At 42.2% G+C, this 13,573-nt stretch carries 14 protein-coding genes; 8 read left to right on the top strand and 6 right to left on the bottom strand.

Annotated elements, in window-relative coordinates; genetic code table 11:
- Positions 1–428 precede the first annotated feature (428 nt).
- Positions 429–755: a hypothetical protein gene (locus NOS7107_RS25020; RefSeq protein WP_015115731.1), complete on the top strand. Its 327-nt coding sequence runs from the start codon at positions 429–431 to the stop codon at positions 753–755.
- Positions 756–862: 107 nt separating this feature from the next.
- Here NOS7107_RS25020 and NOS7107_RS25015 read toward each other — a convergent pair whose 3' ends face one another.
- Positions 863–1,177, bottom strand: a complete 315-nt coding sequence (locus NOS7107_RS25015) for a hypothetical protein (RefSeq protein WP_044500333.1) — start codon at positions 1,175–1,177, stop codon at positions 863–865.
- Positions 1,178–1,362: 185 nt separating this feature from the next.
- Here NOS7107_RS25015 and psbB point away from each other — a divergent pair, with 185 nt between their 5' ends.
- The 4 genes from psbB to NOS7107_RS25000 all read left to right on the top strand — a co-directional run bounded on the left by psbB (position 1,363) and on the right by NOS7107_RS25000 (position 5,291).
- The gene (gene psbB, locus NOS7107_RS25010) at positions 1,363–2,892 is read left to right on the top strand and encodes a photosystem II chlorophyll-binding protein CP47 (RefSeq protein ID WP_015115730.1); all 1,530 of its coding nucleotides are present in this window, start codon (positions 1,363–1,365) and stop codon (positions 2,890–2,892) included.
- 94 nt (positions 2,893–2,986) lie between these two features.
- A complete protein-coding gene (locus NOS7107_RS28190; protein ID WP_015115729.1) occupies positions 2,987–3,091 on the top strand; it encodes a photosystem II reaction center protein T in 105 nt (34 codons plus the stop codon).
- Positions 3,092–3,379: 288 nt separating this feature from the next.
- Positions 3,380–4,456, top strand: a complete 1,077-nt coding sequence (locus tag NOS7107_RS25005; protein WP_015115728.1) for a 30S ribosomal protein S1 — start codon at positions 3,380–3,382, stop codon at positions 4,454–4,456.
- Positions 4,457–4,556: 100 nt separating this feature from the next.
- The gene (locus NOS7107_RS25000; RefSeq protein WP_044500330.1) at positions 4,557–5,291 is read left to right on the top strand and encodes an HAD family hydrolase; all 735 of its coding nucleotides are present in this window, start codon (positions 4,557–4,559) and stop codon (positions 5,289–5,291) included.
- On the opposite strand, the gene NOS7107_RS24995 is transcribed toward NOS7107_RS25000, so the two are convergent.
- The 3 genes from NOS7107_RS24995 to NOS7107_RS24985 form a co-directional block, all read right to left on the bottom strand.
- The gene (locus NOS7107_RS24995) at positions 5,280–5,672 is read right to left on the bottom strand and encodes a pentapeptide repeat-containing protein (protein ID WP_015115726.1); all 393 of its coding nucleotides are present in this window, start codon (positions 5,670–5,672) and stop codon (positions 5,280–5,282) included. The genes NOS7107_RS25000 and NOS7107_RS24995 overlap by 12 nt on opposite strands.
- A 256-nt stretch (positions 5,673–5,928) precedes the next feature.
- Complete coding sequence (locus tag NOS7107_RS24990; protein ID WP_083889664.1) at positions 5,929–6,465, bottom strand: IS630 family transposase; 537 nt, start codon at positions 6,463–6,465, stop codon at positions 5,929–5,931.
- Positions 6,456–6,962: a helix-turn-helix domain-containing protein gene (locus tag NOS7107_RS24985; RefSeq protein ID WP_044499669.1), complete on the bottom strand. Its 507-nt coding sequence runs from the start codon at positions 6,960–6,962 to the stop codon at positions 6,456–6,458. Before NOS7107_RS24985 ends, NOS7107_RS24990 begins: the two co-directional genes overlap by 10 nt.
- Positions 6,963–7,059: 97 nt before the next feature.
- Here NOS7107_RS24985 and NOS7107_RS24980 point away from each other — a divergent pair, with 97 nt between their 5' ends.
- From NOS7107_RS24980 to NOS7107_RS24970, 3 genes are all read left to right on the top strand, one after another.
- Positions 7,060–7,533, top strand: coding sequence for a hydrogenase maturation protease (locus tag NOS7107_RS24980; protein ID WP_015115725.1), 474 nt, complete (start codon positions 7,060–7,062; stop codon positions 7,531–7,533).
- 90 nt (positions 7,534–7,623) lie between these two features.
- Positions 7,624–10,497 carry a bifunctional acetate--CoA ligase family protein/GNAT family N-acetyltransferase gene (locus NOS7107_RS24975; protein ID WP_015115724.1) on the top strand — a complete coding sequence of 958 codons (2,874 nt, stop codon included), beginning with the start codon at positions 7,624–7,626 and terminating at the stop codon, positions 10,495–10,497.
- Between the two features lie 181 nt (positions 10,498–10,678).
- Positions 10,679–11,296, top strand: a complete 618-nt coding sequence (locus NOS7107_RS24970; protein ID WP_015115723.1) for a Uma2 family endonuclease — start codon at positions 10,679–10,681, stop codon at positions 11,294–11,296.
- 157 nt (positions 11,297–11,453) lie between these two features.
- Here the strand turns inward: NOS7107_RS24970 and NOS7107_RS24965 are convergent, their stop codons facing one another.
- Positions 11,454–11,642, bottom strand: coding sequence for a hypothetical protein (locus tag NOS7107_RS24965; RefSeq protein ID WP_015115722.1), 189 nt, complete (start codon positions 11,640–11,642; stop codon positions 11,454–11,456).
- A gap of 871 nt (positions 11,643–12,513) precedes the next feature.
- Positions 12,514–13,485 carry a DUF362 domain-containing protein gene (locus NOS7107_RS24960; protein ID WP_015115721.1) on the bottom strand — a complete coding sequence of 324 codons (972 nt, stop codon included), beginning with the start codon at positions 13,483–13,485 and terminating at the stop codon, positions 12,514–12,516.
- Between the last annotated feature and the right edge of the window lie 88 nt (positions 13,486–13,573).

Here is a 13,573-nt window from a genome sequence, read left to right as displayed (position 1 = left end):
TCACAGACGATAAAATCACAATTATTGAGATATATCAATAAATATTACAAGAACTCATTTTCTCGCCTAAGTATTTTAATGTAAGATTTTAAACTAATTACATTTGAAACTTTGACAACTTTATAAGACAGTATCTGTGTGCAAAAATCCGAATAATTTTCCTATTTAATCGGAAGTTTAAAAACCAAGTAAAATTGTCTTAAATTAATAAGATTTTTGCAAATAAAATTTGTTAAGCTGCTCAATTAGCTCTCATTTTTAACGTTTCAAGTTAGCCTCTTAACTAATGAGAGTATGTATTAAAAAAAATTATCAGGAATATTGCCATCACATCTTGATTGGCAAAACTGCTGTATTTACAACATCTACTGAGTCAATTTCGTGGGTGTAGATATCACAATTTATAGTCAAAATAGCGAGATCAAACCATGAAATATTTTTTTCTTTCTGAAGGATGGAATATAGGTAGAGTATGGTCATCTGATGGATTGTGGCAAATCACTGCATGGCGACGACAACCAGATATCCAGCGGATGAATATTTGTATAGTAGAAAACAATGAATTGCTCTGGCTTTATCGTACAGAAGAAGCTGTTTTAACAATAGAAGTTAAACCCGCAACATTAGAAATTGCCAGCCAAACAATTGGTCAAGTAGTCCTAAAACGTCTCATGAGTTCCGAACAGGTAATTGAACGGTTGAATACGGCGGAAGCTAGATGTCATCTACAAAACATTCACTTGGTGACACAGTAATTTAGCTGAGTCAGGAATTACGTACAAAAATTGCCTGTATAAATTGGGTGTGGGTGAGGATATTTAATTTATTAAGTAACGCGATGTGGCACTCCTACGCTCATACATCATACCCCTGCACCCTTTCTTCTTCTCATTCCCAGAAAATACGTAAATGAAATTGTGACGGAGATTTGTGAGAAAATAACACAGATGGGATATTGAACGCATCTATTTACACGCTTGCAAACAGTTCCATCAATAGTTACACTTTTTAAAACATTCTCATTTTTGTATGGCAATTGCGTAGACGACCAAAAGGCAGCTGCCACAAAGGTGGCTTGCTCTATTACCCAAATACTCGCAAGGTATTTGCCGAGTTCTTCAACAGAATAAGGCTGGGTGGAAAAAGCGATCGCTACCCCACAAGGTACAGCTACCACAGCGTCTAAAGTTTTGCCAAATAAGCCACACAGTCGGAAATTATCCAGACTGAGCCGTGGTTAAACTCAGAACCCTGGCAATAAAAAAACTCAGAGATTTCTTTGAGCAGCGGTCTCCGCCTATCAAAGAAGTTCAGTAAAAAAATTGCTTTGTAAACATAACTCTTCGAGGAGGAGCGTAGTCGATGGGACTACCTTGGTACCGAGTACATACAGTTGTTCTGAACGATCCAGGGCGGCTGATTTCTGTACACTTGATGCACACAGCCCTGGTGGCAGGCTGGGCTGGTTCAATGGCGTTGTATGAATTAGCTGTTTACGACCCCAGTGATCCAGTTCTTAACCCCATGTGGCGACAAGGGATGTTCGTGCTGCCCTTCATGGCACGTCTAGGTGTTACCCAATCTTGGGGTGGCTGGAGCGTCACAGGTGGCCCTGCGAGTGACCCTGGTTTCTGGTCGTTTGAAGGTGTAGCTGCTGCTCACATCGTACTTTCTGGTTTATTATTCCTAGCCGCAGTTTGGCACTGGGTTTACTGGGATTTGGAACTCTTTAGAGATCCTCGTACTGGCGAACCAGCCCTAGACTTGCCTAAAATGTTCGGGATTCACCTGTTCTTATCTGGTTTACTCTGCTTTGGTTTTGGTGCATTCCACCTCACCGGACTTTACGGCCCGGGGATGTGGATTTCTGATGCTTACGGAGTTACCGGAAGCGTGCAAGCGGTAGCACCAGAATGGGGGCCAAATGGTTTTAACCCTTATAACCCCGGTGGTGTTGTGGCTCACCACATAGCCGCTGGTGTTGTTGGCATTATTGCTGGTTTATTCCACCTCACAGTTAGACCCCCCGAAAGGTTATACAAAGCCCTACGGATGGGTAACATTGAAACCGTACTTTCCAGCAGTATTGCTGCGGTATTCTTTGCAGCTTTCGTCGTTGCCGGCACTATGTGGTACGGTAGCGCTACAACTCCAATTGAACTGTTTGGCCCTACCCGTTACCAATGGGATCAAGGCTACTTCCGTCAAGAAATTGACCGTCGAGTTCAATCTAGTGTTGCTAACGGTGCAAGCTTGACTGAAGCTTGGTCACAAATTCCGGAAAAGCTGGCATTCTACGATTACGTAGGTAATAGCCCAGCCAAAGGTGGTCTGTTCCGTACAGGGCCTATGGTTAAGGGTGATGGTATTGCTCAGTCTTGGCAAGGTCACGCCGTCTTCACAGATGCTGAAGGTAGAGAATTGACTGTACGTCGTCTACCTAACTTCTTTGAAACCTTCCCCGTAATTTTGACCGACAGCGATGGCGTTGTTCGCGCTGACATTCCTTTCCGTCGGGCAGAATCTAAATACAGCTTTGAACAAACTGGTGTCACTGTTAGCTTCTACGGTGGCGACCTAAATGGTAAGAAATTCACAGATGCTGCTGATGTGAAGAAGTATGCCCGTAAAGCTCAAGGTGGTGAAATCTTTGAATTTGACCGGGAAACCTTGAACTCTGACGGTGTATTCCGTACCAGTCCTAGAGGTTGGTTTACCTTTGGACACGCGGTATTTGCTTTATTGTTCTTCTTTGGACACCTCTGGCATGGCGCTCGGACAATCTACCGAGACGTATTTGCTGGTGTTGAAGCCGATCTAGAAGAGCAAGTCGAATGGGGTCTATTCCAAAAAGTGGGTGATAAATCAACCCGCCGGAAGGAAGCCCTCTAAAACAAGTATGAAGGGTGAAGTCTGAAGTATAAAATTCATGGCTTCACTCTTTATGTTTCATTTTTTACTGGCTGGATAAGCAGGAGCTTTTAATATGGAAAGCGTTGCATACATTTTAATTTTTACTTTGTGCATAGGCGTTCTCTTTTTTGCGATCGCCTTCCGCGAACCTCCCCGCATTGAGAAAAAAGACGAGTAGTAGATTACTATTCCTCAGCTTTGCAAAATATCCGCTGTTATCACCAGATAACAGCGGATATTTTACTTATTTATATATGTATAAATTGCCTTCTACCATTTGACAGATTGCAAGAGACAATTTTTTATGTGATATAATCTTCTATCTGGAAGTTAATATGTGTTAACACTAGCTTTCTACGCTAGGATTAACAAGGAGTGTAAGTTTACGCTGGTTTTCAGTGACTTACACAGGCATTACGATTATGTCACAAAAATTTACGGAGACTAGAACCAGGAACAAATCAGCATGGTCAATCAGAACATAACCGCTACAGAAATTGGATTTACTCACGAAGATTTCGCTGCTCTACTTGACAAATACGACTATCACTTTAGCCCTGGAGATATTGTACCAGGAACGGTTTTCAGTATAGAGCCGCGCGGCGCTCTGATTGACATCGGTGCTAAAACAGCAGCATACATACCTATACAAGAAATGTCTATCAACCGGGTAGACAGCCCGGAAGAAGTTTTACAGTCTAACGAAACACGAGAATTTTTTATTCTTACCGATGAGAACGAAGATGGTCAGTTGACCCTTTCGATTCGTCGAATTGAATATATGCGTGCGTGGGAGCGTGTACGTCAGTTGCAAGCAGAAGATGCAACTGTGCGTTCCGGCGTATTTGCGACAAATCGTGGTGGTGCTTTGGTACGAATTGAAGGATTGCGTGGGTTTATCCCAGGTTCTCACATTAGCACCCGCAAACCTAAAGAAGAATTAGTGGGTGAAGAACTACCCTTGAAGTTCTTGGAAGTAGACGAAGAACGTAACCGTCTAGTTCTATCTCATCGTCGAGCGCTGGTTGAGCGTAAGATGAACCGCCTGGAAGTTGGCGAGGTTGTAATTGGTACAGTTCGAGGCATCAAACCTTACGGTGCTTTCATTGATATTGGCGGTGTCAGCGGCTTGTTGCACATTTCAGAAATTTCTCACGAACACATCGATACACCTCATAGCGTATTCAATGTCAATGATGAAGTGAAAGTCATGATCATTGATTTGGATGCAGAAAGAGGCCGGATTTCCTTGTCTACCAAACAGTTAGAACCTGAACCCGGTGATATGATTAAAAACCGTGATTTGGTTTATGATAAGGCCGAAGAAATGGCAGCCAAGTATCGGGAGCAACTCTTGGCAAAACAACAAGGTATCACCGTATCGCCTGCTGCTGAAGAGGTTATAGCTGAAGAAGATATCCCACCAGCTACCGAAACTGAAGAAGAAATTACAGCATCTATTGAAGAAGAAATTCCAGCGGTTGTTGAAGAAGAAATTCCAGCGGCTATTGAAGAAGAAATTCCAGTAGCTATTGAAGAATAACATCAGTAGATAATTGCATTAAAGCCTAGAAAAAGAGGGGTTAACCCTCTTTTTTTATGGCTCATTACTAATTGTGAGTTTTTTAGTGGGGTGAAAGATTTTGGTGACTATTCAATGTAAAAATATTACTTTTGCCAATATTCAGGCAATTTTTTTTGACAAAAATGGTACTTTAGAAAACTCAGAAGCATATTTGCGATCGCTCGGACAAAAAGCATCACGAATTATTGATGCCCAAATTCCCGGAATTGGTGAACCATTATTAATGGCCTTTGGCATCAACGGCAATTCCATCGATCCGGCGGGTTTATTGACAGTCGCCAGTCGACGAGAAACCGAAATTGCCACAGCGGCGTATATTGCTGAAACTGGTAGAGGATGGTTTGAATCTCTGAGAATCGCCCGTCAAAGTTTAAATGAAGCCGAAAAATATCTCGAAAAATCTCCCGCACCTCTTTTTCCCGGAAGTTTAGAGTTATTACAGTCTCTCTCCGCCGCTGGAATCAAACTCGGCATGATATCAGCAGCCACAACAGCAGAGGTCAAAGCTTTTGTCGCCCGATATAAGCTAAATGATTATATCCAAGCAGAAATTGGCGTAGATGATGGCCCCAGCAAACCAGATCCAGCTTTGTTTTTGCAAGCTTGCCAAGTTTTGGGAGTAGAACCCAGCGCCGCACTGATGGTAGGTGATGCGGTTGGTGATATGCAAATGGCACGGAACGCCAAAGCCGCAGGCTGTATTGGGATAACCTGGATTGGCAAATCAGATCATGTCCAAGGTGCGGATGTGGTGATTCATCAACTCAATGAAATTCAAGTTTTAGGTTTCTGATTTGATTTGTACTCCCGCCTGAACTAAATCAAAATCTGGGGGAAAATGAGTGGTGCGATCGCAGTCTGCTTTTTCTAGTTTTGCGCCTTGAAGATTAGCTTGGCGGAGGTCAGCTGACATCAATAATGCTCCCCGCAAATCTGCATTTCTCAAATTAGCTTGGGAAAGGTCACAAAAGCTGAGGTCAGTTCCCCGGAGATTAGCATTGGCAAGATTCGCACTGTTTAAGTCAGCATAACTCAGGTCTGAACCTTTAAGGTTAACCCCTGCCAAGTCAGCATCACCGAGTTCGGCTTTACTAAAATCCCGTTCTCCCTCAGCATATTTTTCTAAAAGAGTAGCCACCGGATTAATCGGCTGTTGATAATTTATTTCCGACATAAAACAGCCTCAAATATTTTTGTTTCAAATTCATCATAAAACTGCTGATGCACAAAATTACAAGAGAAATTGCATCAATTTATCAAAATATAGTAATAGTAATTTACAAGAATTTTCTCATTCCTCACAAGTTCCTCAAATTCTTTTTATAGGTTCAAAAATAGACCACCAATACTAATTACATTTTAAATTTGCAGATTTAAAACTAATACCAATTCAAAAAATGTTTGCGACAGATAAGGCATTGAGGATGAAGTCATAACCAGTCAAAGAAGCAGCAATTTGAGGAGTGAGGAGAGCTAGGAGTTGAGCAACCTTGGTTTGCAGATGCTCGCCTGTTATCAAATAGCTCCCATTTCAAGTCTTGCTTGAGATATTCCCAAACGCGCTCTATGGGATTGAGTTCAGGAGAATGAGCAGGCTGGAACAAAAGAACAATATTCTCTGGAATTTGTAAACGTTTAGCTTGATGAAATAAGCCGTTATCAACTTGGAGAATGTTAAGTGATTTGGGATAACAGGCAGCGAACTCGTTCAAAAATTGTTGGTAGCATTCGGTATCAACATGAGAAAACTGCCAAAATAAACTTTCCCCAGTAAGTGGTTCAACTGCTCCATATAGCCAGAACGCTTTAAATTGCCACTGCCAATCACCAATAGGCTTAACTCCGGGAAGAGTAATTTTACGTCCTTCAATGGTTTTGAGTCCAAATCGACTCTCATCTTGTACAAAATAACGAATATTTTCGTACTGAGGCAAGATAATGGCACTGTATTGAGCAATTAATTGCAAGTCATCACCGAGTTTTTTTTAAAAGACTCTAGTTTTTCTTCGTCCTGTTTTCGGTTACGCGGACGTGGGACTTTCAGCTTGGCTTTGAGCCTGTAACGTGCCAGATGATGTACAGTTGCGTACTCAGCTTGCACACCCAAGGTTTTTTCTAACCAATGTTGTATTTGTGTGTACCGTTGAAACCCACCTTCTGGTTGTTCGAGTTGTTTTTTCAAACTCGATACAGCCCAATCTGGTATTGCTCTTTTTCGACCTGAACTCGTTCCAAATTCAACAACCGCCTCAATTCCTCCTTCTCGATAATCTGCCAACCATCGATGTACTGTAGCTCGATGTTTTCCCAAGATTTTAGCAATCTCACTTACACTCATTTCTTGCCCTTTAATCAGATATAGGGCTTGTATACGTTCTTTGCTCCGAGACTGTTTTTGATGTTTGAGCAACTTCTCTAGTTCCTCGACACTTTCTTCTATCTCGATTTGTGTTACCCCTACCATCACATACCCTGAATGCTACTTCTGTCTATTTTTACCATTTGTCGCATTCTTTTTTCAAATTGGTATAATTTTTAGTGCATTGAAGCAAGCAAAAAACATGAATGCAACTGTCATGGTGATTGGTTACGGTAATGACTTGCGTAGTGATGATGGCATTGGTCAAAGAATAGCTGATGAAATTGCCTCTTGGCATTTATCGGCGGTGAAATCCTTAGCAGTCCACCAACTCACACCCGAATTAGCTGATGCTTTAGCAAATGCAGAGTTGGCAATTTTTGTTGATGCTTATATACCTTCAGAATTTTTTGATGTTCGGGTGCGATCGCTTTCACCCTCCATTGAAAATGCGATCGCCGGGCATACAGCCGATCCCCAATCACTTTTAGCTTTAACCCAAACACTCTACGGCCACTGTCCGCCTGCTTTGTGGGTGACAGTACCCGGAGTTAACTTTGAATTTGGCGATCGCATCTCAGAAATCACCGAAACCGGTAAAGCGATCGCCTTGGGAAAAATTATGCAAATTTTAGACAAGTTTAAAAATTTCTGGATGAAATCAAACCTCTGCTGAACTCAAGCATAGACTGATGACAAAAGTTTAATCAATTTTTTACTCAGCACTTTCAACTCAGCACTCAGCACTATTACTTAAGGAGGATTGATGCAAAAATCTCTCAAGCCCACAAGCGATCGCGCCTTTGATATCTTGCAGGCAGAGAGGCTTAATCCTCTTGATGCGATCTTTGCACCAAAAACTGTAGCGGTAATTGGTGCTAGTGAAACACCTGGTAGCGTGGGACGCACTTTGTTGTGGAACTTAATTACTAATCCCTTTGGCGGAACTGTGTTTCCTGTCAACCCCAAGCGCCACAGTGTTTTGGGTATTAAAGCCTATCCCAAAATCGCCGACATACCAGAAGCCATTGATTTGGCTATAATTGCCACACCAGCACCCACCGTTCCAAGGATTATTGCTGAATGTGTGGATGCAGGGGTGAAAAGTGCGATCGTCATTTCGGCTGGTTTTAAAGAAGCTGGTGCAGAGGGAATCGCCTTAGAACAAGAAATTCTGGCACAAGCCCGTCGCGGTAATATTCGCATCATTGGCCCTAACTGCTTGGGTGTAATGAGTCCCCTGAGTGGTTTAAATGCAACCTTCGCCAGTGCAATGGCGCGTCCCGGCAATGTCGGCTTTATTAGTCAAAGTGGGGCGTTGTGTACGGCGATTCTGGATTGGAGTTTTCAGGAAAACGTCGGTTTTAGTGCCTTTGTTTCCATCGGTTCGATGTTGGATGTGGGCTGGGGTGACTTGATTTACTATCTCGGTGATGACCCCCACACCAAAAGTATTGTGATTTACATGGAATCCATTGGTGATGCTCGGTCTTTCATCTCCGCCGCGCGCGAGGTGGCACTCACCAAACCGATTATTGTAATTAAAGCGGGGCGTACAGAAGCAGCCGCCAAAGCCGCAGCTTCCCATACAGGCGCGTTGGCGGGGAGTGATGCGGTGTTAGATGCAGCTTTCCGGCGCTGTGGGGTGCTGCGGGTGAATAGTATTTCTGATTTATTCGATGTGGCGGAGGTATTAGCAAAACAGCCGCGTCCCAAAGGGCCGCGCTTGACAATTTTAACCAACGCAGGCGGGCCGGGAGTCTTGGCTACGGATGCTTTGATTGAAGCGGGCGGTGAACTAACAGCAATTTCCCCGGAGGCGATCGCATCTTTTAACAAAATACTCCCCACTCACTGGAGTCACAACAACCCAATTGATATTTTGGGAGATGCTGATCCCCAACGTTATACCCAAGCTTTAGAAATTGCCGCGAACGATCCTAATAGTGATGGCTTGTTGGTCATTCTCACACCCCAAGCTATGACAGACCCCACCCAAACAGCAGAACAATTAAAACCCTACGCCCAAATCCCCGGTAAACCGATTCTTGCTAGTTGGATGGGAGGCGCAGAAGTTACCGCAGGTGAAACGATTCTCAATCGTCAATCTATCCCTACTTATCGCTATCCAGATACGGCGACGCGGGTATTTAGTTATATGTGGCAATCTAGCTACAACCTACGCGGTATCTACGAAACCCCTATTTTATCAGCGGTTGATCCCAACTCAGGTTTACCCGAGCGCAACTTAGTTAAAAATATTATCTCTGCTGCTCGTCAAGATGGGCGAACAATTCTCACAGAATTTGAATCGAAGCAAATATTAGCGGCTTACGGCATCCCGGTTGTAGAAACTTGTGTAGCTAAGAGTGAGGATGAGGCTGTTAAATGTGCTGAGAGTATTGGCTATCCTGTAGTTGTCAAACTATATTCTCATGTAATTACCCATAAAACCGATGTCGGCGGTGTGCAGTTAAATCTGCGAGATGCTGAAGCAGTCAGACAAGCCTATCGCACAATCAAATCCTCAATTGAAGAAAAAATAGCCAAAGACCCTCACTACTCAGCACTCAAAACGGAAAACTCAGCACTCAGCACTCACACTTCGGCTGCGCTCAGTGTACAGCAAGGGCTGAACGCCCCGCTATCGCTAACAGCACTCTTCCTCGGCGTAACAGTACAGCCAATGGTGAAAACCGACGGCTACGAACTGATTATTGGCAGTAGTCTCGATCCCCAATTCGGGCCAGTGCTGTTGTTTGGTACAGGGGGACAACTAGTAGAAGTATTTCAAGATCGGGCGATCGCCTTACCTCCCCTCAACACAACTTTGGCGCGGCGGATGATGGAACACACCAAAATTTACAAAGCCCTCAAAGGTGTACGAGGACGAGAAAGTGTCGATATGGCAGCCTTAGAGCAATTAATGGTGAGATTTAGTCAGTTGGTAGTAGAACAACCTTGGATTAAAGAAATTGACATTAACCCATTGTTAGCGATTCCCCCGACTGGCTTAAATTCTGGAGGATTGATTGCTTTGGATGGACGCATTGTTCTACACCCACCAGATATTCAAGCAGAACAATTACCCAAATTAGCGATTCGGCCTTATCCCACCCAATACATCAGCGAGTGGGCGATGAAAAAGGGTATGTCAGTTACCATCCGTCCCATTCGCCCAGAAGATGAACCATTAATGGTACAGTTTCACCAGACACTATCAGAAGAAAGCGTTTATTTTCGTTACTTCCACTTGATTAAGCTGAGTCAGCGCATTACTCACGAACGACTCACACGCATTTGCTTTATTGATTATGACCGCGAAATGGCGCTGGTAGCAGAACACCAAGACGCAGAAACAAAAACAAGGCAGATTTTGGCAGTTGGGCGATTAAGCAAACTACACGGTACGGATGCAGCGGAATTCGCTATGATTGTGAGCGATCGCTATCAGTGTCAGGGTTTAGGCACAGAATTAGTCAGGCGGTTACTACAAGTTGGTCGTCAAGAAAATATCGGCCGAGTTACAGCCAATATCCTGAGTGATAATCACGGGATGCAACGAGTTTGTCAAAAACTCGGCTTTCATCTTCAACCTACAAGTGACTCAACTGTGATGCAAGCTGAAATTGCTTTGTAATCAAAATATGGCAAAGTCCTGAAGTGATGTTGAGTAGGCTCCATATCATGGATAGCACTTTAGGACTTACGCACTGAGACGAAAAATTCAGGTTTTAGAGAAGGGTGTAGGAATGAAAAACCCTTACACCCTTACACTCTGCCCTGTTCTAGAATCAAAGCAACCATAGTAATCAATTGTTATGACCCAAGCTTTACAAAAAATAGTTACCTGGGACGAATTTATCGCTTGGTATCCTGAAAACTCTGGGGTACGCTACGAACTCCACAATGGGGAAATTGTTGAAATGGCACAGCCTACAGGTAAACATGAAAGGATAAAAGGATTTTCGGCTGCTGAATTAACTTTAGAGTTTAGACGATTAAATCTACCCTACTTTATCTCAAATCAAGCAATAGTAAGACCCCCAGAAAGAGAATCAGGTTATTTCCCAGATGTATTAATCCTCAATGACACCGCTTTAGTGAATGAACCGCTTTGGGAAAAATCCTCTACTGTGACTAGAGGTACGTCAATTCCTTTAGTGATTGAGGTTGTTAGCACTAACTGGCGCGATGATTACTATCTCAAACTGGCAGATTATGAAGCGATGGGTATTCCTGAATATTGGATAATTGACTATGCTGCTTTGGGCGCTCGGAAATTTATCGGGAATCCCAAACAAGCTACTGTCTCAATCTATCAACTAATTGATGGGGAATATCAAGTCAGTCTGTTTCGGGGTAGCGATAAAGTCATCTCTCCTACTTTCCCTGAGTTAAATTTGACCGCAGAACAAGTTTTTAATGCTGGTTCATAAGCCTGGAATTGAAGCGAAATTATAGACAAGCTGATTTGAGAATGGACAGTTGTGCAGCAAAGAATTATTGCGATCGCAGATAATGATGATAAAAAAAGCACCGCTTGAAATACCAGCAGCGCTTTTTTTAAGGCTGATTAACTAAAGTAAGTGCAGTTTACTCTGAGGCTTTGTGCAGTTGATATGTCAGGGGTTGCTGATTATTGGGTACATCATTAGATGAATAATGGGCGATGACAAATAGAGGTAGCGTTAAAGTTAACAGAGCGATCGCGGTTCCCACAAGGTCTGCCAAACGATGGGAATATGTAGCGGTAGGGTTAGCAGACTGACTATTTGAATTCATACAAATTTGAAATTCTTCAACTCACTTGATAAGTTTTATCTCTCGGAGAGATTATTGATGCCATTTTAGCGATTTTTTGCTTACTACTGTGTAGCAGTCAAAAAAGTGAACCCATTTGGCAGGTGTCATAACAATAATTTTATCTCCGATAAGATTGATACAAAGTTCCAGACAAACATTTCGGAATTATCTTAAGTGAATAATATGTTACAGTCTCTGGCTATAATTTGCCATCTTTTGGTTAAGCATAGTTTAATAAATTGCATCAAAAAATACATTTTCTCTGTTGTACATATATAAATTATTAACTCACATCTGAGCAATCCTTTGCATTATAACATCTGAAAATGCTTTATACAGGCTGATTCCACAGATTAGAATTATTTTATTCCCAAGCAATATCTACCGAAATATTACTGAATAGGTATCTATTTTTTATTCTTTGACTCAGCTTGCCCAGGAACACATTAAAATTTACTAATCATTAGTAAATCAGAACACAAAAATACACGCTGAATCAACATACATATATCTACTGAGTTGAACATTTGTGATTCAGTGATAACACGAAAAAAATATTTTTTAACTCACCATACTAGTGTTATGTAACATTACATTTGGTTTGTCAATCTATATATAGGTAGAGTAAGAATACCTGGAGAATTAGAACAGGCGATCGCCGAATATTTCTGATTTATGACTATTAACTAAATCAAAGTTTGATGACAAATTAATTACATAAAAAACCGCCACTAGATGATGGCGGTTGTCTGGTTAAGCAATCGGAGGGTAATTAAAGATTACTCTGCGAATTTTGCCTTTGCTGTAGCTGACTTTGCACTTACTGATTATCTAAAATTGCCCATTTAAACTAACCTCTGCTATATGTATTCATCGGTTCCTTGATAAATCGAATGTAAAGGTGTTTAAAGGTAGACTTGATCACGCGGGGCATAGCAAAATCAATTGGCATTAATTTATCTGGTAAGCGCCAATCTGAAATTTGTAATAAATCAGGATGTAACAGCGGAAACTCAATTTCATCTAGTTCAGGACAAACCCCTAACCGTTGAGAAGCTGCAACAGTCGGAACTTGCAGGGGCGAAACATTGAGAATTTCTACGATAGCCCTATCTAAAGCAAATACATCTGATGCTGCGGCTAAAATTCCTAAATTCCGAGGTTCTCCACCACTAGGGCCATTGCCTTCATGACCAATAATCCCATCTAAAATTGTTAAATCTGGGTTGATCGTCTTCGCCGTTTCTACTAACATCTCACCAAAACGGTTAGCATCTTTCCCCGCTTCCATGTGCCACCAAGCTTTCATTTTACCGGGAACGCAACCAAACAAATTTTTCACACCCATTGTTAAAGTCAATTGCAGATGTGATTTGGCTTTGGGCAAATTAATAATGACATCAGCTTCCATCGCTTCTTTACACAACAGCAAATGATTGAAATTTTCGCTGACTGTTTGGTAACGTTGACCATGAAATTCGACGATAGGAAGATTGAGTTCTTGAATTAAAGGTAGATAACCATTTGCAATGGCGACTCCTTTTGCACTCCCAAAAGCCGGACTATCCCCCAAAAATGGTTTACCATCAGCTTCAATTACCATTTTGGCAACTTCGTAAACCAGTTCAGCGCGGGTAGTACATTCCTTCGTAGGACGTGCGCCTGTCAGCAGATTTGGCTTGAGTAATACCTTTTGTCCTGGTTTGACAAAAGCTGTGATTCCGCCAAGGGGTTCTAGCAAAGTAATTAAGGATTCCCGTAAAGCTGCGCTTTCGTAAGACTTAGCCCTGATTAAGCTGACAGATGGTTTGTAAGTCTGCATAGATAAATAATTGCGTTAAGGATGGGATAGGTATGAATATTGAATAACATATTACATAATATTAAATTTTCTCTACAGGAAGCTTAAA

The sequence above is a fragment of the Nostoc sp. PCC 7107 genome, assembly GCF_000316625.1.
GTDB lineage: Bacteria > Cyanobacteriota > Cyanobacteriia > Cyanobacteriales > Nostocaceae > Nostoc_B.
Note: the sequence above shows the minus strand (reverse complement) of the source record. Positions and strands in the feature narration are given on the sequence as shown.

Excerpts from the sequence above, each read along its gene's own strand:
- NOS7107_RS25020 (WP_015115731.1), top strand. The coding sequence starts at position 429 with ATGAAATATTTTTTTCTTTCTGAAGGATGGAATATAGGTAGAGTATGG.
- psbB (WP_015115730.1), top strand. The coding sequence starts at position 1,363 with ATGGGACTACCTTGGTACCGAGTACATACAGTTGTTCTGAACGATCCA.
- NOS7107_RS28190 (WP_015115729.1), top strand. The coding sequence starts at position 2,987 with ATGGAAAGCGTTGCATACATTTTAATTTTTACTTTGTGCATAGGCGTT.
- NOS7107_RS25005 (WP_015115728.1), top strand. The coding sequence starts at position 3,380 with ATGGTCAATCAGAACATAACCGCTACAGAAATTGGATTTACTCACGAA.
- NOS7107_RS24995 (WP_015115726.1), bottom strand. The coding sequence starts at position 5,672 with ATGTCGGAAATAAATTATCAACAGCCGATTAATCCGGTGGCTACTCTT.
- NOS7107_RS24985 (WP_044499669.1), bottom strand. The coding sequence starts at position 6,962 with ATGGTAGGGGTAACACAAATCGAGATAGAAGAAAGTGTCGAGGAACTA.
- NOS7107_RS24980 (WP_015115725.1), top strand. The coding sequence starts at position 7,060 with ATGAATGCAACTGTCATGGTGATTGGTTACGGTAATGACTTGCGTAGT.
- NOS7107_RS24975 (WP_015115724.1), top strand. The coding sequence starts at position 7,624 with ATGCAAAAATCTCTCAAGCCCACAAGCGATCGCGCCTTTGATATCTTG.
- NOS7107_RS24970 (WP_015115723.1), top strand. The coding sequence starts at position 10,679 with ATGACCCAAGCTTTACAAAAAATAGTTACCTGGGACGAATTTATCGCT.
- NOS7107_RS24965 (WP_015115722.1), bottom strand. The coding sequence starts at position 11,642 with ATGAATTCAAATAGTCAGTCTGCTAACCCTACCGCTACATATTCCCAT.
- NOS7107_RS24960 (WP_015115721.1), bottom strand. The coding sequence starts at position 13,485 with ATGCAGACTTACAAACCATCTGTCAGCTTAATCAGGGCTAAGTCTTAC.